The sequence below is a fragment of the Limnohabitans sp. 2KL-3 genome, assembly GCF_001269405.1.
GTDB lineage: Bacteria > Pseudomonadota > Gammaproteobacteria > Burkholderiales > Burkholderiaceae_C > Limnohabitans_A.
Map to the genome: position 1 here is coordinate 46436 of NZ_CXON01000021.1, position 22802 is coordinate 69237.

23 protein-coding genes and 2 pseudogenes are annotated in these 22802 nt (G+C 59.3%); 7 read left to right on the forward strand and 18 right to left on the reverse strand.

All coding sequences use genetic code 11. The annotated features are described in order from the left end of the window. Positions 1-14: 14 nt before the first annotated feature. Complete coding sequence (locus AMM41_RS18510; RefSeq protein WP_089962874.1) at positions 15-917, reverse strand: DMT family transporter; 903 nt, start codon at positions 915-917, stop codon at positions 15-17. A 332-nt stretch (positions 918-1249) separates the two neighbouring features. Between AMM41_RS18510 and AMM41_RS18515 the strand changes: the two genes are divergently transcribed. Together AMM41_RS18515 and AMM41_RS18520 are read left to right on the forward strand one after the other, a co-directional pair. Continuing rightward, entirely contained in the window at positions 1250-1732 is a 483-nt protein-coding gene (locus tag AMM41_RS18515) for a DUF456 domain-containing protein (RefSeq protein ID WP_089962937.1), read from the forward strand. Positions 1733-1737: 5 nt separating this feature from the next. Continuing rightward, entirely contained in the window at positions 1738-2652 is a 915-nt protein-coding gene (locus AMM41_RS18520; RefSeq protein WP_228769353.1) for a mechanosensitive ion channel family protein, read from the forward strand. On the opposite strand, the gene AMM41_RS18525 is transcribed toward AMM41_RS18520, so the two are convergent. From AMM41_RS18525 to AMM41_RS18535, 3 genes are read right to left on the reverse strand one after another with little or no spacing between them, the layout of a single operon-like run. Then, on the reverse strand, positions 2612-3457 hold the full coding sequence (locus AMM41_RS18525) for a metallophosphoesterase family protein (protein WP_089962879.1): 846 nt from the start codon (positions 3455-3457) through the stop codon (positions 2612-2614). The two genes, AMM41_RS18520 and AMM41_RS18525, sit on opposite strands and share 41 nt — an antisense overlap. After that, the gene (locus tag AMM41_RS18530) at positions 3454-4485 is read right to left on the reverse strand and encodes a diacylglycerol/lipid kinase family protein (RefSeq protein WP_089962882.1); all 1032 of its coding nucleotides are present in this window, start codon (positions 4483-4485) and stop codon (positions 3454-3456) included. The genes AMM41_RS18525 and AMM41_RS18530 overlap by 4 nt, the downstream gene beginning before the upstream one ends. Next, positions 4482-4679 (reverse strand): hypothetical protein, encoded by a 198-nt coding sequence (locus tag AMM41_RS18535; protein ID WP_089962884.1) that lies wholly within the window; start codon positions 4677-4679, stop codon positions 4482-4484. Before AMM41_RS18535 ends, AMM41_RS18530 begins: the two co-directional genes overlap by 4 nt. A gap of 113 nt (positions 4680-4792) precedes the next feature. Here AMM41_RS18535 and AMM41_RS18540 point away from each other — a divergent pair, with 113 nt between their 5' ends. After that, positions 4793-5443: an exopolysaccharide biosynthesis protein gene (locus AMM41_RS18540; protein WP_228769354.1), complete on the forward strand. Its 651-nt coding sequence runs from the start codon at positions 4793-4795 to the stop codon at positions 5441-5443. 84 nt (positions 5444-5527) lie between these two features. Here AMM41_RS18540 and AMM41_RS18545 read toward each other — a convergent pair whose 3' ends face one another. The 10 genes and pseudogenes from AMM41_RS18545 to AMM41_RS18590 all read right to left on the reverse strand — a co-directional run bounded on the left by AMM41_RS18545 (position 5528) and on the right by AMM41_RS18590 (position 11993). Next, positions 5528-6526 carry a cytochrome d ubiquinol oxidase subunit II gene (locus AMM41_RS18545; protein ID WP_089962887.1) on the reverse strand — a complete coding sequence of 333 codons (999 nt, stop codon included), beginning with the start codon at positions 6524-6526 and terminating at the stop codon, positions 5528-5530. 45 nt (positions 6527-6571) lie between these two features. Next, a complete protein-coding gene (locus AMM41_RS18550; RefSeq protein WP_228769358.1) occupies positions 6572-7930 on the reverse strand; it encodes a cytochrome ubiquinol oxidase subunit I in 1359 nt (452 codons plus the stop codon). 24 nt (positions 7931-7954) lie between these two features. Continuing rightward, positions 7955-8551 carry a GbsR/MarR family transcriptional regulator gene (locus AMM41_RS18555; RefSeq protein WP_089962891.1) on the reverse strand — a complete coding sequence of 199 codons (597 nt, stop codon included), beginning with the start codon at positions 8549-8551 and terminating at the stop codon, positions 7955-7957. A gap of 178 nt (positions 8552-8729) precedes the next feature. Beyond that, entirely contained in the window at positions 8730-9056 is a 327-nt protein-coding gene (locus AMM41_RS18560) for a CcdB family protein (RefSeq protein WP_089962894.1), read from the reverse strand. Beyond that, positions 9056-9313 carry a type II toxin-antitoxin system CcdA family antitoxin gene (locus AMM41_RS18565; RefSeq protein WP_228769355.1) on the reverse strand — a complete coding sequence of 86 codons (258 nt, stop codon included), beginning with the start codon at positions 9311-9313 and terminating at the stop codon, positions 9056-9058. The genes AMM41_RS18560 and AMM41_RS18565 overlap by 1 nt, the downstream gene beginning before the upstream one ends. 172 nt (positions 9314-9485) lie before the next feature. Then, a complete protein-coding gene (locus AMM41_RS18570) occupies positions 9486-10499 on the reverse strand; it encodes a Fic family protein (RefSeq protein WP_228769356.1) in 1014 nt (337 codons plus the stop codon). Between the two features lie 39 nt (positions 10500-10538). After that, positions 10539-10979: pseudogene (locus tag AMM41_RS18575) on the reverse strand (DUF2130 domain-containing protein); the annotation flags it as partial. Between the two features lie 3 nt (positions 10980-10982). Beyond that, positions 10983-11297: a CcdB family protein gene (locus tag AMM41_RS18580; protein ID WP_089962899.1), complete on the reverse strand. Its 315-nt coding sequence runs from the start codon at positions 11295-11297 to the stop codon at positions 10983-10985. 7 nt (positions 11298-11304) lie between these two features. After that, entirely contained in the window at positions 11305-11574 is a 270-nt protein-coding gene (locus tag AMM41_RS18585) for a type II toxin-antitoxin system Phd/YefM family antitoxin (RefSeq protein ID WP_089962901.1), read from the reverse strand. A gap of 113 nt (positions 11575-11687) precedes the next feature. Next, complete coding sequence (locus AMM41_RS18590; protein ID WP_255350450.1) at positions 11688-11993, reverse strand: hypothetical protein; 306 nt, start codon at positions 11991-11993, stop codon at positions 11688-11690. A 295-nt stretch (positions 11994-12288) separates the two neighbouring features. Here AMM41_RS18590 and AMM41_RS18600 point away from each other — a divergent pair, with 295 nt between their 5' ends. Next, positions 12289-13344: an alkene reductase gene (locus AMM41_RS18600; protein ID WP_089962907.1), complete on the forward strand. Its 1056-nt coding sequence runs from the start codon at positions 12289-12291 to the stop codon at positions 13342-13344. A gap of 117 nt (positions 13345-13461) precedes the next feature. On the opposite strand, the gene AMM41_RS18605 is transcribed toward AMM41_RS18600, so the two are convergent. Then, positions 13462-14325: an amidohydrolase family protein gene (locus tag AMM41_RS18605; protein WP_089962944.1), complete on the reverse strand. Its 864-nt coding sequence runs from the start codon at positions 14323-14325 to the stop codon at positions 13462-13464. A gap of 490 nt (positions 14326-14815) precedes the next feature. Between AMM41_RS18605 and AMM41_RS18610 the strand changes: the two genes are divergently transcribed. Both AMM41_RS18610 and AMM41_RS18615 read left to right on the forward strand, forming a co-directional pair. Beyond that, on the forward strand, positions 14816-15331 hold the full coding sequence (locus AMM41_RS18610; protein WP_089962910.1) for an antitoxin Xre/MbcA/ParS toxin-binding domain-containing protein: 516 nt from the start codon (positions 14816-14818) through the stop codon (positions 15329-15331). Further along, complete coding sequence (locus AMM41_RS18615) at positions 15328-15804, forward strand: RES family NAD+ phosphorylase (RefSeq protein WP_089962914.1); 477 nt, start codon at positions 15328-15330, stop codon at positions 15802-15804. The genes AMM41_RS18610 and AMM41_RS18615 overlap by 4 nt, the downstream gene beginning before the upstream one ends. A 270-nt stretch (positions 15805-16074) precedes the next feature. Here the strand turns inward: AMM41_RS18615 and lpdA are convergent, their stop codons facing one another. The 3 genes from lpdA to aceE are packed head-to-tail and all read right to left on the reverse strand — an operon-like array spanning position 16075 to position 22296. Next, positions 16075-17907, reverse strand: coding sequence for a dihydrolipoyl dehydrogenase (lpdA, locus tag AMM41_RS18620; RefSeq protein ID WP_089962917.1), 1833 nt, complete (start codon positions 17905-17907; stop codon positions 16075-16077). A 9-nt stretch (positions 17908-17916) separates the two neighbouring features. After that, positions 17917-19584: a dihydrolipoyllysine-residue acetyltransferase gene (gene aceF, locus AMM41_RS18625; protein ID WP_089962920.1), complete on the reverse strand. Its 1668-nt coding sequence runs from the start codon at positions 19582-19584 to the stop codon at positions 17917-17919. Positions 19585-19599: 15 nt separating this feature from the next. Continuing rightward, entirely contained in the window at positions 19600-22296 is a 2697-nt protein-coding gene (gene aceE / locus AMM41_RS18630; protein ID WP_089962922.1) for a pyruvate dehydrogenase (acetyl-transferring), homodimeric type, read from the reverse strand. A gap of 173 nt (positions 22297-22469) precedes the next feature. Here aceE and AMM41_RS18635 point away from each other — a divergent pair. Further along, positions 22470-22802, forward strand: a pseudogene (locus AMM41_RS18635) (PAS domain-containing sensor histidine kinase); the annotation flags it as partial.

Genomic DNA, 22802 nt, shown 5'->3' on the forward strand with positions numbered 1-22802 from the left:
ATCCAACAAGCCCGTCAACCGCCAGTCAAGGTGCGCATGCGCTCACGCCACAAAGTGTACAAACCCGCGCCGACCACAAACAACGCGCCCCACCAGACATGGGGCCCCGGCCACTCCTGCCAAAACACCCACCCGAACAAGGCCGCCCACAGCAGCTCGCTGTAATGGAAAGGCGCGACCACACCGACCGGTGCCAGCCGAAAGGCCCGGAAGGTGCAACGCTGGCCCAGCAACACCAAAACGGCCATCAAAGCCATGATTGGCCACATGCCCGGCGCGACCTCGAGGGGCACAAAGAACAAGCCCACCGCACCGGCCAGACCCATCGTCATGTTCTGCCAAACCAACATCGACAAATCGCTTTCGGTGGGGGAAAGCCAGCGCACACAGGTCATCGAAGCGGCATAAAAAAATGCCGCCACCAAGGCCAGCCCGGCCCCCCAACCCAGCTCGCCGTCCATCGCCTGCGGCCCAACGATCAGGCCCACGCCCACAAAGCCGGCCAACAACGCGCCCCAGCGGTGCACGCCTACACGCTCTTTGAGCAAAGGCACTGACAACAGGGTCATGAACAGCGGTGCGGCAAAACTGATGGCGATCACCGTGGCCAGCGGCAACAAACGCAGGCTCTCAAAAAAAGCCAGCATCGAACACACTGCCAACAAGCCGCGCAAGAGCTGCGCCCCAGGTCGGTGGGTGCGCAAAGCCGACCAGCCCCCACTGCGCAGCACCCAGGGCACCAGCAAAACCAGCACCATCGCTGAACGCGCCGCAATCAACACAGGAATCGACAACTGGGACACCGCATGCTTGGACAAAGCATCCATGACCGACAACAAGAGCACCCCCGCCACCATCCAGGCAATGCCTTTGAGCGGGTGGTCGGCCCGCATCGGTGCAGCAGATGGAGGATTCATGGGTTAAGTGGCTGGGGAGGCAAAGTAGGCAAAACCGCGCCCTTTGATGGACATGGGCATGGCATTGGGCTCAATTTACAGCATCCGCTACGCTCAGGCAGTCACCTGCATAGACCGGATACACACAAGCGTAAAGGTTTCGGGAAAGGTTGGCACATCGCAGAGGCCAACGAACAACAAGCCCACGAATCTGCCGCAATGGCCCACGGTTCAGCGGGCATTCACGGTCAGGCTTTTGATCCGACCATCCTGTGCCATAGTGGCTTTGATGCCGTTGAAATTCACGGCATCTGTTGGCGGATGCTGGTCAACCATGATCGTGAAAGTTGTCTGTGGAAATAACGTTGCTGTGGGTGTTGTGTGTCGTTTTGATGGTGTTGGGCTTGGCCGGCACGGTGCTGCCTGTGCTGCCGGGCACCTTGCTGGTTTGGGCTGGAATCGTGCTGGGCGCATGGATTGACGACTTTGCCCGGATCAGCATGACCACACTGGCGGTGATCACCGTGCTGGCGGTGTTGGCCTGGGCCTTGGATTACGCAGCGGGATGGATGGGCGCGCAAAGAGCGGGGGCCAGCCAACAGGCCCTGATTGGCGCAGCGGTGGGCACCGTGCTGGGACTGTTCATGGGCTTCGTGGGCGTTCTGTTCATGCCCCTCGTGGGTGCTGCACTGGGGGAGTACCTGGCTCGCAAAGACCACGGCCGCGCGGCCAAAGTCGGCGTGGCCACTTGGGTGGGCATCGTGGTGGGTTTGGTCGCCAAAGTGGTGATTTCTTTCATCATGGTGGGAATTTTTATCGCCGCTTTACTGATCTGATGCCCATGTCCATTTTTGAACGCTTGGCCGCCTGGATTCCCGGGCAGTGGGAAAAGGTCATCATCACCGCTGTGCTGATTGGCCTGGCCTTCTTGGTGTCGAACCTTTGGGCACGCTACCTCGCTCGCATGGAGATCTCGGCAGAAAAGCGCCGCATGCAGCTGGTGTGGGTGCGCAACGTGATCTGGTTTGTGGCCATGCTCATCATCGTGTCGGTCTGGGCGTCCACCATTGCAGGCTTTGCGCTGTCGTTGGCTGCGGTGGCGGGGGCCATTCTGATTGTCAGCAAGGAGCTTGTGATGTGCATCCACGGCTACTTTTATGCCACCCTGGTGCAGCCTTACAAGATTGGCGACGTGATCGAATTCAACCAACTGCGCGGACGGGTTGTGGATATCGACATGTTTGCAACCACGCTGGTGGAGCTGGACAAGGCAGGCCAACGCACTGGCAAAGTGGCCGAGTTTCCCAATGGGTTGCTGCTGACCCACCCGCTGGTCAACGCGTCTCCCAACGGAGCCTTTGCGCTGCACGCCATCCGGATTCCGATGCCCGAACGCTTTTCTCATGATCTGGACGGCATCGAAGCGGCCGCCTTGGCCGCTGCCGATCACGCCACAGCGGCTTGGCAAGAAGAGGCCATGACCCACTTTCGCAAGGCATCAGAAGAAAATTTCATTGCCCTGCCCTCTGGTAAAACCAAGGTGTCGTGGGACTTTTCTGACCCCGAACACCTGGTGCTGGTGATTCGGGTGGCCTGCCCGATCGAACAGCGTGCCAAAGTGGAACAAGCGGTGTTTCGCGACACCTGGCGTGCGCTTTCACCTGAGCCACCCACTTTGTCGGCAAACCGTTTAGTCGGCCGCCAGTGCACCTGTTTCAGTCAGGGGAGTTGCCCCGCTCGGGCTGCACCGCCGTGACCACTGTCAGCGCAAACGCCTGCTGGTGTGCGCAAAAGTCCCACCGTTCGATCAGGCAGGTGGGGCCCGTGACGGGGGCTGCGGGTGTGGCGGTTGCCAGCGCAGTGGCAGCATCACCCCAGCGCAGAAGATTCACCGAATTGGGCACGCCTGGTCGCGTGCGCGTTGAGACAGCCGTGCCCGCCTGAACCACCCACAGTCGCCGCGCGAGTCCGTCTACGCGCAGGGTGAAAGGCAGGTGAATGTGGCCGCCCAGCACCAGATCTGCGCCGGCCTCTGCCCAAACCTGTGTGGCAGCCTCATGGCCACGCAGCAGGTTGGCTCGTTCGCCAGCCACGGGCACCGCTGCCGGTTGGTGGACCACCACCACACACAACTGCTGCGGCTTGGCGGCTGCCAGCAAGCTGACCACCCGCGCCATTTGAGATGCCGAGACCTCGCCGTGCTTGTGTCGCCCTGCGCGAGTGGTGTTGACGCCCACCACCAGACAGTCTGGCGATTGGTAAACGGGCTCCAGATCGGGCCCAAACGCGGCGGAAAAACGCCCATAAGGCTGGGTCATCCTTGTCCACAGGTCGAACAACGCAATGTCGTGGTTGTCTGGAATGACCACTGCCGGCGCAACCATTCGGTCAATGAAGGCTTTGGCCGCCTTGAACTGGGTGGGCCTGGCTCGCTGTGTGATGTCACCCGAAAGCACCACCACATCGGGTTGTTGCTGCGCTGCCAACGTTGCCAATGCCTCAAGCACCAGCGGCTGCTCGGTGCCGAAATGCGTGTCGGACAGGTGCAGCACGACGCTCATGCGCCCATCCCTGACCCGCTGTCCCTGTTTGCAGCGCCGCGCGCTTGAAGCAAGAACAGGGGCTTGTCGAGGACACGAATGTCGATGGGCCAGCGCATCCGCGCCACCTCGCCGTCAAGCGCGACCACCACCTCCTTGCGGGGGCTGGACAGTCTGGGTTTGACCACCATGCGATGGAACTCGAAACTTTCCACGCCGGCGGCTTCGCCCAGCTGCCCCATGGCACCGTGCAGCATCAGCCTTATCATGGCCAGCGTGCCGATGGGCCTCAACATCAGCGCGGCCATGCTGCCGTGGCCGGGGGTGCCGGCCAAGGTGTCTGCTGGCTCTGCACCCAGTTGCGCCAGCTGAAGCCGGTTGTTGCCGAGAAAAAGAGTCAAGGTTTGGACATCGCGCTGCGAGCCACCGATTTCGATGTGCAGACGCAGTCGTCGCTGGGCGCGCAGCAGCGTCACAAAAGCGGCCACAAACGCCACCCAGCGGCTGCGGCCAAACCGAGCTTTGTAGGCCTCACGGTCTTGCAACAGTTCAGGGTAAAGCCCCAAACTGGCGTTGACGAGAAACATGCGGTGGTTGATGGCAGCCACCTGAACGGGGATGGGCTGGGCGTTCAGCAGCATCTGTGCCGCAGCCTGAGGATCGGTGGGTATGCCGTGCGTTCGGGAAAAGTAGTTGAAGGTCCCGTAGGGAATGACACCTATTGGGCAACCGGCTGCATGAGCGACTTGGGCCACGGTGCTCAGGCTGCCATCACCGCCCACGGCGACCACCGCCGAGCCGCGCGAGACGGCCACCGCTGCGGCCTCGGTGGCGACTTGCTGCAGTTCTGATGGGCTGCACACCCTCAGCTCACCCCGGCGCCCATGGGCTGACAGGGCAGATTCAATCACGGCGCATTTGGCTCGGATGTCATGGGCACCGGAGGATGAGTTGATGACAAACAGCAGGGCTGCGGCCGGGTCAAACCGCGGGCCCGTGACCTTGGGGGATAAGGCATTGACGCCTGACTCAACCCAACAAGCCGTCATGAGCCACGTAGCTCCAAGTCACCAAATACCATGAGTTCGCTCTCGCGGCGGTCAGCCCCCCGGCGCGACACAGAGCACCCGCCTGCGGCCCACAAGCTGTCGCCCTTGAAGGCAACGCTGGATAAATGGGTTTGAAACCGTGAATGGGCTGACAAATCAAGGCCAATGGCGCTGGAGTGTCGGGTGTCGGGCATGGGGGTGTGATCAAATAAATGGGTCTGAAGATTATCAACTTTGCCCATGCGTGTGCCGTCGAATGCCCTTGTTTCGACGAGATTGGGTTCCAGCCGCCGTGTTTTGATTCACCATGTCCCACTCACTTCCACCATCCGCCAACTCACCCGAAAACACGCTGAGCAAACGGCGCAGCACCGTCCAAAGGATGGTCTCGGCTCAGCTGGCACGCATGGGCGGCACGCTGGCAGACACCATTGGCGAGAACAACCGGCAGCGGCTGCTGTGGTTGGGGCTCATGGCCTTGCCGCTTTTGTTCCCGGTCGCGTTGCCCGGCATGGGGTCGGCCGTTGGGGCTTTTTGCCTGCTGACAGCCATTGGGCTTTGCAAAGGTCAATCTCTGCAATTGCCAGCTTGGCTTGCCAAGCGCGAGATGAATGGGCACATCCAGTCGTTACTGGTCGCCACGGTCAACCGCATCATTCATGTGCTCGCTCGGGTCTGGCGACCTCGCTTGCTGCCCTTGAGCAACAAGCCGGCACGCCTGTTCAACGGGTCAATGCTTTTTGTTGCAGGCTTGTCGATGATGGTTCCAGTTCCCGTGATCAGCTTTGACAATGTTCTGCCCGCACTGGCCATCGTCTTGATCGCGTGGGGTCTGCGACTTCGGGATGGTCTGATGTTGCTGGCGGGTTATCTGGCCACGGTTGTGGCGGTGGCTTCGGTGATGTTGCTGTTGTGGGGAGGTGCACAAGTGTTCCAACATGTGCTCTCGCTGATTTGAGTCTTTGAAGTCCTCAGCAAGAACTTCTCAGCGGCCAACATCGAGAGCATTTTTTTGCGTTGAATCGGGCACACCACAGCAGGTTCAACCGTACTTCAGTGCAGTCGCCTTGCCCCAAAACACGCGGTACATGAACACCGTGTAGCCGATGATCACCGGCAAGGTGATCGCCACACCGAAAAAAATCACATTCAGCGACGCGGTGCTGATGGCAGCTTCCCACACCGTCATGCGGCCGATCACGATGTCGGGGAAGATGCTGTAGGCCAAGCCGAAGAAGGCCAGCACAAAAATCAGCACGGTATTGGCGAACACCAACCAGCCGTAGCCCGCATTGACCAGATTTGGCCTTGTGAGCACCCAACGCATGGCAAAAAAAGCCAAGGCGCACATGAGGGGCACGGGCAGCAAGGCAAACACCTGCGGTACACCGAACCATTTCTCCAGAACGCCCGCCTTCACCAAGGGGGTGGCCGCCGAGATGGCCAGCAAGGCGCCCGCCATGGGCCACAGCACAAGCCGCGCCCAGCGCACGGCTTTTTGCTGCAGATCGCCTTCGGTTTTCATGATCAACCAGCCCGAACCCAGCAGCACATAAGCGGCGGGCAAGGTGACGGCAATGCCCAGGCTAAATGCCCAGCCCAGGGGGCCGCTGGCAAAACCGGTGATGTAGCTGCCCAGCATCCAGCCCTGCGATGCACTGGCCATGAGCGAGCCAGCAAAAAACGCGCGGTTCCAGAACGACTTGTACTTCAGCGGTGCTTTCGCTCGGAAGTCAAACGCCACGCCTCGCAAGATCAAGCCAATCAGCATCATCGCCACCGGCAGGTACAAGGCCTGCAGCACCAAACCATGTGCCATCGGAAAAGCGATCAACAACACGCCCACACCCAGCACCAGCCAGGTCTCGTTGGCGTCCCAAAACGGTCCGATGCTGGCGATCATGGTGTCCTTCTCGGCGTCGCTCGCTTGCAAGAGCAACAAACCAACGCCCAGGTCGTAACCATCCAAAACCACATAAGCCAGCAGGGACAGCCCCATCACAGCCAGAAAAAACAATGGCAGAAATTCAGCCCAAGTCATGGTCGCCTTTCAGTTTCAGGTTCAGATATGCAAAGACGAGGTTCATCACACCCCCGCTTTGCCCAACAAGGCACCCGTGGGCGCTTCCTGTTTGTGTTCTTTGGGGTTCTCTGCCATGTACTTCAACACGCCGACATAAGTCACCAACAGCAGGCCATAAACCACCAAGTAGGCCGTCAAGGTGAGCGCAATGTAGGGCGGCGGCAAGGTGGTGGCGGCTTCGCTGGTGCGCATCAAGCCATGCACCAGGAAGGGTTGGCGACCGATCTCGGTCACGTACCAGCCCGCCAGCGTGGCGACCCAGCCGGAGAAAGCCATGCCCGAGAGCACCCACAGCAGGGGCTTGGGCAGTGTCACTTCTGGCTGCCTGCGCTGACGCCACAAGCGCCAGGCGGTGAAACTGGCCACCAGCAACATCAACGAGCCCACACCCACCATCACGCGAAAGGCATAGAACACCGGTGCCACGGGTGGGTGCGCCCCTTCAAATTCGTTGATGCCCTTGACTTCACCGTCCAGCTCGTGGGTCAGGATCAAACTGGCCACTTTGGGGATCTTCACCGCGTAGTGGGTGGTGCGTGCTTCTTGGTCTGGAATGCCAAAGAGCGTCAGCGGTGCGCCACGCTCAGTTTCCCAAATGCCCTCCATGGCAGCAACTTTGGCCGGTTGGTGCTCCAGGGTGTTCAGGCCGTGCATGTCACCCACCAGGAACTGCAGCGGCATCACGCAAGCGGCGGTGAAAACGGCCGCACGCATGGCTTTGTGGGTGCCGCGTGTGGCGCTGCCTTTGAGCAGCTGCCAAGCGCACAGCCCAGCGATCAGGAACGACGCGGTCAGCGCCGAGGCGAGCAACTTGTGCGAGAAGCGGTAGGGAAACGAAGGGTTAAAGACCACCGCCAGCCAATCGGTGGGGATGAACTGGCCGTTGATGATTTCGAAACCCGCCGGGGTGTGCATCCAGGAGTTCAGGCTCAAGATCCAGAAGGCCGACATGGTGGTGCCAAACGCGACCAAAAATGTGGCGATCAGGTGCACCCGCTCGCTCACCCGGCCTCGGCCAAACAGCATGATGCCCAAGAAGCTGGCCTCCAGGAAAAACGCCGTCAGCACCTCGTAGCCCAGCAACGGCCCTGAAATATTGCCCGTGCGCTCCATGAATCCCGGCCAGTTGGTGCCGAACTGGAAACTCATCACAATGCCCGAGACCACCCCCAGCGCAAAGGTGAGCGCGAACACCTTGGTCCAAAAATAGTAGGCCTCTTCCCACGCCTGGTCTTGGGTGCGGGCGAAACGCCATCGGAAGAACAGCAAGAACCAGCACAGCGTGATGGTGATGGTGGGGAACAGGATGTGAAAACTGATGTTCGCAGCAAACTGAATGCGCGAGAGGATGAGTGCGTCGATGTCCATGGTGGCTTTCTTAGGGGGTCAAGCGCTGTCGCGTGTCTGGCTGATGACCGGTGCTTTGTTGCCGCGACCGGTCAGGCGGTCTTTGAATTCGAGCACTTTGGTCACCGTGGCACCCATGCCCATGAGCTGCATGGCGGTCTCGGGCGCGAGCTTTTGCACGTCGTCAAACCAAGTCATGAGGCGGTCGATCAGGTCGTGCATTTCGCGCATGCGCTGCTGGGCATGGCGCTCTGCGTCGGTATGGGGTGTCTCCAACAAGGCGGTTCGCAGCATGCTCAAAGTGGGCTCGATTTCACGGCGGCGGCGCTCCTCGGCCAGCACCCGAAAGATCTCCCAGACGTCAGCGGGCGCCTCAAAGTACTCGCGCCGGTCACCCGCTTGATGGCGCAAACGCACCAGCCGCCAGGCCTGCAACTCTTTGAGGCCCATGCTCACGTTGGAGCGCGAGAACGCCAGCGCCTCGGCAATCTCATCGGCGTTCAAGGCCTGCGGCGACACATAGAGCAGCGCGTAAATTTGGCCAACCGTGCGGTTGATGCCCCACTTGCTGCCCATTTCACCGAAATGGGCGATGAACTCGCGGTTGAGCGCAGGAATTTGGTCTGAAATAGTCATGGAGCGATTTTAGCCAGCTCTTTTGAATTTTCAGTAATGACTGAAATATCAGGAATGAATACAGGGTTATCCCGAATCGTGAAGTATTGCCTGCCCGATAAAAAGCCCCGGACCGTTTCCCGTCCGGGGCTTAGAAGCGGTCAGAGCCTGTCAGCGTCGCGTCGCGGCCAGTTACTTTTTATCCGTGCCAAGAACGCGTCAGCAACTCATCCAACGCATCCGCAATCTCCTGCCCATGCTCAGCCAGGGAACCCACGCACTCACCGAGCTGATCGAGCGCCACTGAAACCATGTCCAACGGGTGCAGCACCAACACCGCACCACGCACTTTGAAGCTCGGGTTCATGCGCGTGCCAGCAATACCCGCAGGCAGCGCAATGCGCCTGACCAAAGGCACAACCACCCGACGGCGATAGCCATCCAACAAAGAAGACTGAACCACCACGACGTAAGGAATGGTGTCCTTCAAAGGGCCTTTGTTTCGATGAAGGTCAAACTGAGCCATCAGAGTGTGGAGTGCTCATCGGCAAATGAGCCGACTTGTGCATGCAAAGCGTTCCAACCCGCCACGGTTTGGTCTGCCTGCTTTTGCCGACTTGAACGTGCCTGCTTTTGCTCCACCACATAAGCCGTGAGCAAGGCTTCAGCCGTGGCAGACAAATTAGAGGTGTAGCCTTTGAGCTCGGCGATCAAGCCTTCACTCAAGGTGAGGTTGACTGGGCGTTTTCGGGATAAGGGCATGGCGCTGCTGGTGCGTGGCATAGGGGCCTCCAATGAGAATATGCGCATATTATGCGCATTCATTTCAGAGCAGCTGCTATCCGGCCAAGTGCTGGACCAAGCCTTGATTGAGGCGCTCTGCAGCCAGGAAGGTGATGAGGCGGATGGGGATAGGGCTGAGGGGTGTTAGCTCGGTGCGCATTGAAGCAAGCCGTTAAGGCCTGATCGCTGGCTGCTCCCAACCTGGCACATTCACGACATAGCGCGTGGCCTTGCCCAAACCCTCGATGCGCAACAAGCCGTGCTGAGCCAAATCGGCCAAATCGCGTGCGGCTGTCGCTTTGGAGGTGCCAGTGATGTTGGCGTACTTGTCGGTGCTCATGCCGCCCAAAAATCCGCCGCCCGAGCCCACATGCCCGGCGTCGAGCAAACGCTCGAGCACCTTGCTTTGGCGCGGGTTGATGTGGCATTGCGCTGCGCGCAACCGAAAATGCGCTTTATCTGTCGCATCGCGCACCACAGCCTGACTGGCCACACAGGCACGGGTGAAAGCCTGCACAAACCACTGCACCCATGCTGTGACATCAATCCCTTGGGCATCCAGCGATACACCTCGCAAGCGCTGCGCGTGGTTGAGCGCATCGTAATAAGCCGAACGCGTTTTGTGCATTTGATGCGCCAAGCCGAACACCCGTACCAGCGTGGGATTGGCCTCTGGGTCTTGCGCACACATGTCTTGCGCCAAAGCCATGTCTGCCAAAGCACGCCCTATGCGGCCATTGCCATCTTCAAAAGGGTGGATGGACTCAAACCACAAATGCACCAAGGCTGCGCGTGCAATACCGTTCAGCGTGACTGCTGGGTTGGCGAACCAAGCCAAAAAAAGATCCATCTCTGCACCAACGCTTGAAGAGGGTGGTGCCTCGTAATGCACCACTTCACGTCCCAAAGGCCCGCTGACAATTTGCATGGCATCGGCATGGTCACGCAAGCGGCCCACCGCAATACGGACAATGCCCGACGTGCCACCGGGAAACAAGGCCGACTGCCAGCGGCACAGCCTGTCCACATCCAGCGCGGCACGGTGGTTGGCCAAGGCGTCTTGCATCACCTGCACCAAACCTTCAACCGAACGGTCTGCGCCCGGCGCATCGGCCAGCGCAAGCCGGTGCGCCACCGACGACCGCAAAGACTCCAGGTTGAGCTGCTGCCCCTCAATACACCTCAAGTTATGAGGCGTATTTTTAAAAATGCAACTCAAAAATGGCTAGGACCCCGGCAACTCTTCAAACTTGGCCGCCATCGTGGGGTTGCCCCGTGTGAGCTTCTTGATCGTCAAGTCGTCGGCCTTGTCGTTGGCCAGGCGCAAATTGTTGGCTGACTTGTGCAGCGCTTCCTTGGTTTTTTCCAGGTCCTTGATGGCTTCGTCAATGCGCTTGACGGCTTCTTCAAAGCCCTCAGAGGCCGGGCGCCAGTTGCGTCCAAACGTCGTCTTGAATTCGTCCAGCTGGGTTTCAAACTTGGTGATGTCCACGTTCTGCGAGCGCACCAAGGCCAGCTCGGACTTGTACTTCATCGCGTTCAAAGCGGCATTGCGCAACAGCGTGATCAGGGGCACAAAGAACTGTGGCCGCACCACGTACATCTTGGGGTAACGGTGCGACACATCGACGATGCCGCTGTTGTACAACTCGCTCTCCGACTCCATTCCTCAGATGCCCGACATCACCGCATCCATCGCCGCCACCAGTGCGCTGGCCTGCGCGGCCACGTTGTCCACAGGGCTCCGAAGCAGTTTGGCGGGCAATGGCGCGGTGTAATGCGCCAACGCGTTAAGGCGCTGCCCGTTCACATGGATGGTTGGGCACAGCACGGTGGGCACTTTGACCATGGTATCGGGCTGAGCGAGGGGCATGGTCAAGCGAGTGGCCAAGCCATCGAGCAAGTCGCTCTGGACCACCACCACATACGGAATACCCTCCGCCCCGCTGCGGCTTGGGTTGGGAAACACGTCGTACTGCGCCATGGGTCGCTTACCAAGGGCGAAGGTCAGCGCCCGGAATGCCGTGGGCTTCGACCCGGGCGTTCTGCGCAGCGATCCAGTCGCCAAACTGGGCTTCAAACGCCTGTTTGCGCGAAGCCCGGCTGGCCCCGTCCTGCCCGGCCTTGAGCGCCTGGTACTGCTCGGCGGACAGAATGACCGAGTCGAGCTGACCGGCTTTCTCCACAAACACGGGCTCGCGCTTGGCCTGAGCGCAAAGGCTGCCAAAACGGTTCTTGGCTTCGGTGGCGGTGACACGCATGGTGGACTCCTGAATCGATTGGCCATTTTAGCCATTCGTCAGCGTGCCAGTCACAAAAAAGCTCCGGACAGTTTCCCGTCCGGGGCTTTTGCTTCGTGCAGCGCTGAAGCCAATTATTTCTTGCTCGGCGGCAAGTCCGTGCAACTGCCGTTCGCCACTTCTGCCGCCATGCCGATGCTTTCGCCCAGCGTGGGGTGTGGGTGGATGGTTTTACCGATGTCCACAGCGTCTGCGCCCATCTCAATCGCCAGAGCGATCTCGCCAATCATGTCACCCGCGTGCGTGCCCACCATGCCGCCGCCCAAGATTTTGCCGTGACCGTGGGCCTCGGGTGAATCGTCAAACAGCAGTTTGGTCACGCCTTCGTCGCGGCCGTTGGAAATGGCGCGGCCTACGGCTTGCAACACGAAGTCGTGCACCTGCGGCGCGGGGGCTGTGCTGCCGGTTTCGACATTTTCGAACGTGACTTACTTTCCTCTCTGCGTACTCGACATACTCCCCTGCACCCAGCTACCCAGCATGACCACCACCGCCGTCGGCACCGCTTGCATGACCTGCGGCATGTAAACAAAGTTGTTAGGCAGGCAATACCAAATCCGCTGAACGGCAACGCAATGGCAACGCACTGGCCTTGCAATCCCCTTTTTTAACACCATGTAGTCTTTCGGAAGCAATTTCCACCGCTGTCTTTCCTCATGGATCCAAAAAATTCCTATGCTATTTAACCCTCTTCAAATCGGTTCCATTTCCCTCGCCAACCGCATGCTTATGGCACCGCTGACCCGCGCGCGTGCCAGTGCAGGGCATTTGCCCAATTCGCTCATGGCCGAGTACTACGCGCAGCGCGCCAGCGCCGGGCTGATCATCACCGAGTGCACCATGATTGCCGAGAACACCTCGGCCTTTGTCAACGAACCCGGCATTTACAACGCCGAACAAATTGAAGCCTGGAAAGAGACCACTGCAGCTGTTCATGCCAAGGGCGGCAAAATTTTCATGCAAATCTGGCACGCTGGCCGCGCCGCACACCCGGCCAACAATGGCGGGGCACCGATTGTTTCGTCCAGCAACCTGCCGCTCCAGGGCGATGCCCACACCGCGCAAGGCATGCTGCCCCAAGCCACGCCCCACGCCTTGCTGGAAAGCGAAATTGCCACCATCGTGCAAGCCTTTGCGCAGGCCGCCAAAAACGCCATGGCGGCAGGTTTTGACGGCGTGGAAGTACACGGTGCCAACGGCTACTTGATTGATCAATTCCTGCGCGACAGCGCCAACCAACGCAGCGACAGCTACGGCGGCACATTGGAACAACGCGCACGCTTCCTGTTTGAAGTGTTGACCGCCGTGTGTGCGGTCATCGGCAGCGACCGCGTGGGCCTGCGCCTGTCGCCCCTGAACAGCTACAACGACATGAAAGACAGCGACCCGCTGGCTTGGACAGCCTACCTGGCTGAGCAACTCAACCGCTTTGATTTGGCCTACTTGCACATCATGCGGGCGGACTTTTTTGGCCTGCAAAAAGCCGATGTGATGCCCCTTGCCCGCGCCCACTATAAAGGTGTGCTGATTGGCAACATGGGCTACACCCCAGCCGAGGCCGAAGCGGCCACCACCGAAGGCAAGCTTGACGCTGTCGCCTTTGGCAACGGCTTCCTCGCCAACCCCGACTTCCCTGCCCGTGTGAAAGCGGGTGCGGCCATGAACGTACCCGACCAAAGCACCTTCTACACCCCCGGTGCCAAGGGCTACACCGATTACCCAACGCTGTAATCAACTCAAAAAGGCGGTGGTGAATTCATCGCCTTTTTGGCTTGGCAGATCGATTGGCTGGGAAATCGACAACCCCTATGTGCCTTGGGTTTGCGCGGATGAGCTGAATTTTTCTGTTCAGTGACGCAAGCCGAACAAGGCCGAACCGTTCTGCCAGGCTATTTTTTTGGCCACATCGGGCGGCAACCCCCCCAGCCAAACGCGATAGCCCCGCATGTTGTCTTCATATTGTTGCCAGCGTTGATTGATCCAAGTGTCTGACCCGATCAAAAAACGCCCAGGGTATTTGAGCATGAGCGCACGCCATTCCGGGCACAAGAAACCTCCGTCACAGGTCAAGCCCGGCCGATAAGAAAGTTCTCCCATCAGGCCAGGGTACTTGGCCATCAAGGCCTCCACGCGCGTGACCGGTGGGCCTCCAATGCCTGTGTGCGCCCAAATCAAACGCAACTTTTGCCCCTTGGATGGCGTGTTGGCCATCAACAGGTCGATCGCGACATCGTCCACATGGGCCAGCACCACCAACTGCTTTTCTTCGGCCAGCACCATCAGCTTTTGGGCTACGGTGCCGCTGGCATTGGCACTGTCATAAAGATGAAATTCGCCAATGCCCCGATAAGGCCCCACCGGTGTTCCACGCGCGAGTTCTGCCAGCACCATGTCATAAATACTTTCGTCGCGGAACCAAGAGTCATAGTCAGCGCGGTTGCGGTACAGGCGAACGAATGGCACAACGGTCACTCCCTCTGAGGCAGCCTCGGCGCGCGCTTGGGCCAGCGAAAGGGTTCCATCATTGGGCCGCGAGTTGGAGACGATGGCCTTGACGCCACTTCGCTGCATCCGTGCAAACACATCGGGTACTGGATGCGGACCGGTTTGGCCGTTCCAGGCTTCGGTGTTGTAGTGCAGGTGTGCATCAAACAGCGGACCGGCGTAATCGGCCGCATAGGCGCTCAAATTCAACAGTGAGATGAGCCCCATCAACGTCAAGGCCAGCGTTTTTCGAAAAAGTAATGAGAACATGGCGGCAATGGTTCGTGGGCTGTAGGGACGCAGCACAATACACCTCATCGTGGTTGAAAATTCATTCGCTTGCAGCCAACAGGTGACGAGGGACTGCCCGGGCTAGGTTTTCCCGAGTAGCGGGCTAATTGATTTCTTCAGACAAAGCATGGGCTATTTTCATTCGGAGATTTCTTCATGACCCAAGCCCATGACCTCCGTCGCCGACAAATTGGCCTTGCTGCCCTATCGAGCGTTGCACTCAGCGCCTTTGGCACAGCGCAGGCCCAAAGAATGAAGAGCTGCAGCTGTCCGGCCAAGCGGTGGACCAAGCCTTGATTGCTGCGCTGTGCAGCGAGGAAGGTGATGAAGCGGATGGGGTGCGGGGTGTGACCTCGGGGCGCATTGAGCTGCGGCAAATTCACTCAAAATTGTTGTAATTGCATCAAGTAAATGATGTAATTGCGCCATGAAAACACAAGCCATCGCTGCCATCAGCACCCCTCGCAGCGCTGCACTCTCGGCGCTTTGGGCCATTCTGGACGCCCAAGACCTCGACGATTCGCGAACAGAATCCACACGTGTGATGGTGGGTGCGCGTCTGGCCAGCTTGTCCAGCGCAGGGGCCTGCAAGCTCCTCAAGCGCGGCATTTCCAGTCAAGCCATTGGGCCGCTGGGCGACTACCTGGGGCTGGGCAAAGGGATGATTGCAGAGTACCTTGATCTGGACCGCAGCACCGCCAACCGCAAAGCCGCCAAAGGGCAACTGCTGCCCATGCATTCGGCTGAAAGCGTGTTGCGTCTGCTGGAACTTGGGCAAATGGCCGCCGACACCTTTGAGACAGATGACGAAGCCTCGGCTTGGTTGCGTCGCCCACACCCCATGCTGGAGGGTGACAGCCCGCTGGAGTTGGCCAAAACCAGCTTCGGTGCACAACGCGTCAAAGACATTTTGATTGCAATCCGTTATGGCGGTGTCGTTTGACCACCGTCTGGCGGATTGGATTTTGCGAAAACCCCGCACTGCCCTCCTCTGCCATTCTTGCCACGCTGGGTTTCGGATCAACCTTGGGCCATGGCCGCTGGCATGCCATAGGCGCACACCAAGTGGTCTATGCGGCATCTACCCGTGCCTTGTGTCAATTGGAAAAGCGCGTCCACTGCAACGGGGCCAACCCCAAAAACCAAGCCTTGATGCAATTGGAGTTGCCCGATGACTGCTTGCTGATGGCAGCTTCTGACTGGGGATTGCCAACCGACTGGCAAAGCAACGAAGCCGCCACACAGGCCCTGGGCTTGTCCTGGCTGACGTCCACATCCAGCCTCGGCTTGTGGGTGCCCTCTTTTGTAGAACCATCCGAGTTGAATTTGCTGATCAATCCTGCACACCCAGACTACCGCAGAATATTGATCAAAATTGAGCGCCACCCTTTCCGGTTTGACCCTCGGCTGTTTTAAACAAGCCTGCCGAAAACCCATGGCGTCCAAGCCCCAGGGGTGACGTACTGAAAAACCATATGCGGTAACGCCCCGTCTCATCTACGCGAAATTTGCGGCGACTGAACGAAATAATCTCCGGATGCCCATGGGCTGATACCAGCCGCATTTACACAAAATATAGGACACTCTCAGGCGAGAGTGAATGATGGACGCCCAAGCCGTCATGCCCAATAAAAAAGCCGCCAACCATTTCAGGTTGGCGGCTTCTTTGTTTAAAAAGCGAAGCTTTTACTTCTTGCCAGGCGGCAAGTCCGTACAGCTACCGTGCGCCACCTCTGCCGCCATGCCGATGCTTTCGCCCAGCGTGGGGTGGGGGTGGATAGTCTTGCCGATGTCCACAGCGTCTGCGCCCATCTCAATCGCCAGAGCGATCTCGCCAATCATGTCGCCCGCATGCGTGCCCACCATGCCGCCGCCCAAGATCTTGCCGTGGCCGTGGGCCTCGGGGCTATCGTCAAACAGCAGTTTGGTCACACCTTCGTCGCGGCCGTTGGCAATGGCGCGGCCCGAGGCGGTCCAAGGGAACAAGCCCTTTTTCACCTTGATGCCTTGCGCTTTGGCTTGGTCTTCGGTCAAGCCCACCCATGCCACTTCGGGGTCGGTGTAGGCCACGCTAGGGATGACGCGTGCGTTGAACGCAGCGGCTGCCAACTCTTTGTTGCCTTGCAGTTCGCCCGCAATCACTTCGGCCGCCACGTGTGCTTCGTGTACCGCTTTGTGCGCCAACATGGGCTGGCCCACGATGTCGCCAATGGCGAAGATGTGCGGCACGTTGGTGCGCATTTGAATGTCGACGTTGATGAAGCCACGGTCGGTCACAGACACGCCCGCTTTTTCAGCGGCGAGTTTTTTGCCATTGGGCGTGCGGCCCACAGCTTGCAACACGAGGTCGTACACCTGCGGCGCGGGGGCTGTGCCGCCCTCTTCTGCCGGTGCAAACGTGACTTCAATGCCTTCGGGCAAAGCGCGTGCAGACACGGTCTTGGTCTTGAGCATGATGTTGTCAAAGCGCTTGGCGTTCATCTTTTGCCAGACTTTGACCAAGTCACGGTCAGCACCTTGCATGAGGCCGTCCATCATTTCCACCACATCGAGGCGTGCGCCCAACGTGCTGTAAACCGTGCCCATTTCCAGGCCGATGATGCCGCCGCCCAAAATGAGCATGCGCTTGGGGACTTCTTTGAGTTCCAAAGCGCCCGTGCTGTCGACCACGCGTGGGTCATTCGGCATGAAAGGCAAACGCACAGCTTGCGAACCTGCGGCGATGATGGCGCGTTTGAAGGCGATCACTTTTTTGCTGCCGGTTTGCTCTTGCGCGGTGCCGCTGGTCTCAGACACTTCAAGGTGGTTGGCACCCACGAATTGGCCCAAACCGCGCACTGTCGTGACCTTGCGCATCTTGGCCATGGCCGCCAAGCCACCGGTGAGTTTGCCAATGACTTTTTCTTTGTGACCGCGAAGCTTGTCGATGTTGACCACCGGCTTGCCAAAGTCCACGCCCAAGTCGGCCATGTGGCTGACTTCGTCCATGACGGCCGCGACGTGCAACAGCGCTTTGGAAGGAATGCAACCCACGTTCAAACACACACCGCCCAAGGTGGCGTAGCGCTCGACGATGACCACGTTCAAGCCGAGGTCAGCCGCGCGGAAGGCTGCCGAATAGCCGCCTGGGCCACCGCCCAACACGAGCACATCGCACTCGATGTCGGCAGATCCGCCGAAGGATGAAGCTGTGGGTGCAGGGGCTGCTGCCACTGGGGCAGCGGGCGCTGCGGCAGGAGCGGCCGCTGGAGCAGGCGCAGCGGCTGGGGCAGCCGCAGCGCCCTCGCCTTCCAGCACCAACACCACCGAGCCTTGCTTGACCTTGTCGCCGAGCTTGACTTTGAGTTCCTTGACCACGCCTCCGTGGCTGCAAGGAATTTCCATGGAGGCTTTGTCGCTCTCCACGGTGATCAGGCTTTGGTCAGATTTGACGGTGTCGCCCACCTTGACCATCAACTCGATCACGGTGACTTCGTCGAAGTCACCAATGTCAGGGACTTGAATATCAATCAGTGCCATCGTCTGTCCTTAGAGCAACACGCGACGGAAGTCGCTGAGGATTTGACCCAGGAACGCGTTGAAGCGTGCCGCTGCGGCGCCGTCGATGACGCGGTGATCCCACGTCAAAGACAGGGGCAGCATCAGGCGGGGCACAAACTGCTTGCCGTCCCACACGGGTTCCATGGTGCTCTTGCACACGCCCAAGATGGCCACTTCGGGCGCGTTGATGATGGGCGTGAAGTACTTGCCACCGATGCCGCCGAGGCTGGAGATGGTGAAGGTTGCGCCGGTCATTTCTGCAGGGCCGAGTTTGCCGTCACGGGCTTTCTTAGCCAGCTCACCCATTTCTTGGCTAATTTGCAGCACGCCTTTTTTGTCGCAATCGCGGATGACCGGGACCATCAAACCATTGGGCGTGTCAGCGGCAAAGCCAATGTGCCAGTAGTTTTTGTAGACCAGCGCATCGCCGTCGAGCGAGCTGTTGAACTCGGGGTATTTCTTGAGCGCGGCCACGCAGGCCTTGATCAAGAAGGCCAGCATCGTCACCTTCACGCCGCTCTTTTCGTTCTCTTTGTTGGTGGAAACGCGGAAGGCTTCCAGGTCGGTGATGTCGGCGTCGTCGTGGTTGGTGACGGCCGGAATCATGATGGCGTTGCGCAGCAAATTCGCACCGCTGATCTTCTTGATGCGGCCCATTTCCTTGCGCTCGATGGGGCCGAACTTGGCAAAGTCCACCTTGGGCCAGGGGATCAGGCCCAGCTCGGAACCGCCACCGCCCGAGGCTGCAGGGGCTTTGGCTGCTTGCGCCTTGGTTTGGGCAGCGCCTGACATGACGGCTTGGGTGAAGGCTTGCACATCGGCTTCGGTGATCCGGCCTTTGAGGCCCGAGCCTTTGACTTCTGCGAGCGGCACACCCAGCTCGCGAGCGAACTTGCGCACCGATGGCGATGCGTGGGGCAAGCCCAGCGTGGTGCCGCCGGGGGCGTGGGCAGGCGCTGCCACCGCAGCCACTGCCGCCGCCACGGGTGTTGGCGCAGCCGCCGGAGCCGATGCCACGGCCACAGGTGCTGCCACGGCTGCAGCAACAGAAGCTGCCACGGGCGCTACCGCAGCGACCGTGCCCGTCAACACAGCCAGCAAGTCGCCAATGTTGACCTTGTCGCCCACTTTGACTTTGAGCTCTTGGAGCACGCCTGCGTGCGATGACGGGATTTCCATCGAGGCCTTGTCGGATTCGACGGTGATCAGCGACTGCTCCACCTTGATGTTGTCGCCGGGCTTGACCATGACTTCGATCACGACCACGTCTTTGAAGTCGCCAATGTCAGGCACATGCACTTCAACCGGGCCGGATGCTGCAGCGACTGGCGCAGCAGCCACCGGAGCGGTGGCGGGCGCGGGTGCAACCACGGCAGCAGCAGGCGCGGCAGACGCAGCAGCTGGGGCTGCAGCTGCACCAGCGGCTTCCACCACCAACACGATGGAGCCTTGCTTGACCTTGTCGCCCAGCGCCACGCGCATTTCTTTCACAACGCCTGCAGTGCTCGACGGGATCTCCATCGAGGCCTTGTCAGACTCCACGGTGATCAGCGACTGCTCGGCTTTGACGGTGTCGCCCACTTTGACCATCAACTCAATGACGGTCACTTCATCGAAATCCCCGATGTCCGGGACTTGAACTTCTACCAATGCCATGTTCGTCTCCAGTTTTTATGCGTACAAGGGGTTGATCTTGTCGGTTTTGATGCCGTATTTTTGGATGGCTTCGGCCACTTGCGCGACCGGCACTTTGCCCTCTTCGCTCAGCGCCTTGAGCGCAGCAACCACGATGTAGTGGCGGTTGACCTCGAAGTGCTCGCGCAGTTTGCTGCGGAAATCGGAGCGGCCAAAACCGTCGGTGCCCAGCACTTTGTAGGTGCGGTCTTTCGGGATGAAAGGACGGATCTGCTCGGCATAGGCCTTCATGTAATCGGTCGATGCGACGACGGGGCCGCTGTGTGCAGCCAGCTGTTGGCCCACAAAGGACACACGCGGTGTTTCCATGGGGTGCAGCATGTTGTGGCGCTCGGCGTCTTGGCCGTCGCGGGTCAGTTCATTGAAGCTTGGGCAGCTCCACACGTCTGCCTGAATGCCCCAGTCGGTGGCCAGCAGGGTTTGCGCGGCAATCGATTCGCGCAAGATGGTGCCCGAACCCAGCAGTTGCACGCGCTTTTCTCCGGCGGCACCCGGCTTGCACAAATACATGCCCTTGATGATCTGCTCTTCGGTGCCGGGTGTGAGGCCGGGCATGGCGTAGTTTTCGTTCAGCAACGTCAGGTAATAAAAGACGTTGTCTTGCTTCTCGACCATGCGCTTGAGGCCATGGTGCAGGATGACACCGACTTCGTGGGCAAAGGTGGGGTCATAAGACACGCAGTTGGGGATGGTGTTGGCCATGATGTGGCTGTGACCGTCTTCGTGCTGCAAGCCTTCGCCGTTCAGAGTGGTACGGCCCGATGTGCCGCCCAGCAAGAAGCCGCGAGCCTGCATGTCGCCCGCCGCCCAGGCCAAGTCGCCAATGCGCTGGAAACCAAACATCGAGTAGTACACGTAGAACGGCACCATGATGCGGTTGCTGGTGGAGTAGCTGGTGGCCGCAGCGATCCAGCTGGACATGCCGCCGGCTTCGTTGATGCCTTCTTGCAAGATTTGACCGGCTTTGTCTTCCTTGTAGTACATGACCTGGTCTTTGTCGACCGGGGTGTACTGCTGGCCTGCGGGGTTGTAAATACCGATCTGGCGGAACAGGCCCTCCATACCAAAAGTGCGGGCCTCGTCCACCAAAATCGGCACTACGCGTGGGCCCAGGGCTTGGTCACGCAGCAGTTGCGTCAAGAAGCGCACATAGGCTTGGGTGGTGGAGATTTCACGGCCTTCGGCGGTGGGCTCCATCACGGCCTTGAATGTTTCCAAAGAAGGCACGGTGAAGTTTTCTTCGGCCTTGGTGCGGCGGTGTGGCAAGTAGCCGCCCAAGGCTTGGCGACGCTCGTGCAGGTAACGCATTTCAGGCGTGTCGTCGGCCGGTTTGTAAAACGGGATCTTGGACAACTCGCTGTCCGGGATCGGGATGTTGAAGCGGTCACGCATGTACTTGATGTCGTCGTCCGTCAACTTCTTGGTCTGATGCACGGTGTTCTTGCCCTCGCCCGCTTTGCCCATGCCAAAACCTTTGACGGTCTTGATGAGCAGCACAGTGGGCTGGCCTTTGGTGTTCACGGCCTCGTGGTAGGCGGCATAGACCTTCTGTGGGTCGTGGCCACCGCGCTTGAGGTTCCAGATGTCGTTGTCCGACAGGTGGGCCACCATTTCCAGCGTGCGCGGGTCGCGGCCAAAGAAATGCTTGCGTACATAAGCGCCATCGTTGGCTTTGAAGGCTTGGTAGTCACCGTCCAGCGTGTCCATCATCAGTTTGCGCAGGGCACCGTCCTTGTCGCGGGCCAGCAGGCTGTCCCACTCGCTGCCCCACAGCAGCTTGATGACATTCCAACCCGAGCCGCGGAATTCGCCTTCGAGTTCTTGCACGATCTTGCCGTTGCCACGCACCGGGCCGTCCAGGCGCTGCAAGTTGCAGTTGACGACAAAAATCAGGTTGTCCAGGTTCTCACGAGCGGCCAAGCCAATCGCGCCCAAGGATTCGACCTCGTCCATCTCACCGTCGCCGCAGAACACCCAGACCTTGCGGTTTTCGGTGTTGGCAATGCCACGGGCGTGCAAATACTTCAAAAAGCGGGCTTGGTAGATGGCCATCAAAGGGCCAAGACCCATGGACACGGTGGGGAACTGCCAGAACTCAGGCATGAGTTTGGGGTGTGGGTAGCTCGACAGGCCATTGCCGTCCACTTCCTGGCGGAAGTTGAGCAACTGCTCTTCGGTCAGACGGCCTTCAAGGTAGGCACGGGCATACACACCGGGCGACACATGGCCCTGAATGTAGAGGCAGTCACCACCGTGGTTTTCGCTCTCGGCGTGCCAGAAATGATTAAAACCCGCGCCGAACATGTGCGCCAGCGAGGCGAAGGAGCCGATGTGCCCGCCCAGATCGCCGCCGTCAGCCGGGTTGTGGCGGTTGGCCTTGACGACCATGGCCATCGCGTTCCAGCGCATGTAGGCACGCAGGCGCTCTTCGATTTCGATGTTGCCGGGGCAACGGGCTTCTTGGGTGGGTTCGATGGTGTTGACATAGCCGGTGTTGGCCGAGAACGGCATGTCAATGCTGTGCTGTCGGGCTTCTTCGAGCAACTCTTCGAGCAAAAAATGGGCACGCTCAGGGCCTGCTTTTTCGATCACGGCGGACAGAGCGTCCATCCATTCGCGGGTTTCCTGGGCGTCGAGGTCTGCGCCCGGTTGTTGTGGTGTGGCCGCTGTCATGCTTGTCTCCTGTGGGTGTTATCGGCAAATGATGGCTGAATTTTCACATAAATTTCTGAATTTTTCAAATAGTGCACATTGATTTTGTATAGTGAAATTAAATGGAAATGCCTGGTCAATTTTGAAATCCTTTCAAAGCCAAAGTCCGGCCCCTGTCCCCTAAACTCCACAGCATGGAATTGAACAAAGCAGCGTTGGTGGTCACGAAAGTAGGGCCTTGGGCCTGGTGGCGATCATGGTGGAAAAGCCAATCACCCAACCGGCAAGACCGATTTGCCAACTTGGCACCCGTAGCGGCGGTGGGGTTGTTTTTKGCCGCCATCGCCAGTGCGTTTTGGTACTTGCGTGTGGAAGAGATTGAGCGAGAGCAAGAGGCCATCAAACGCGATGTGGAGTACGCCCAGCAGCGGCTGCGCTTGCGCCTGCTGGAGCGGCAAGAGCAGGKCATGCGKTTGGSGCGTGACGTCTCGAACAAGGAAATAMGCACCGACCAATTTTTTTCTCGG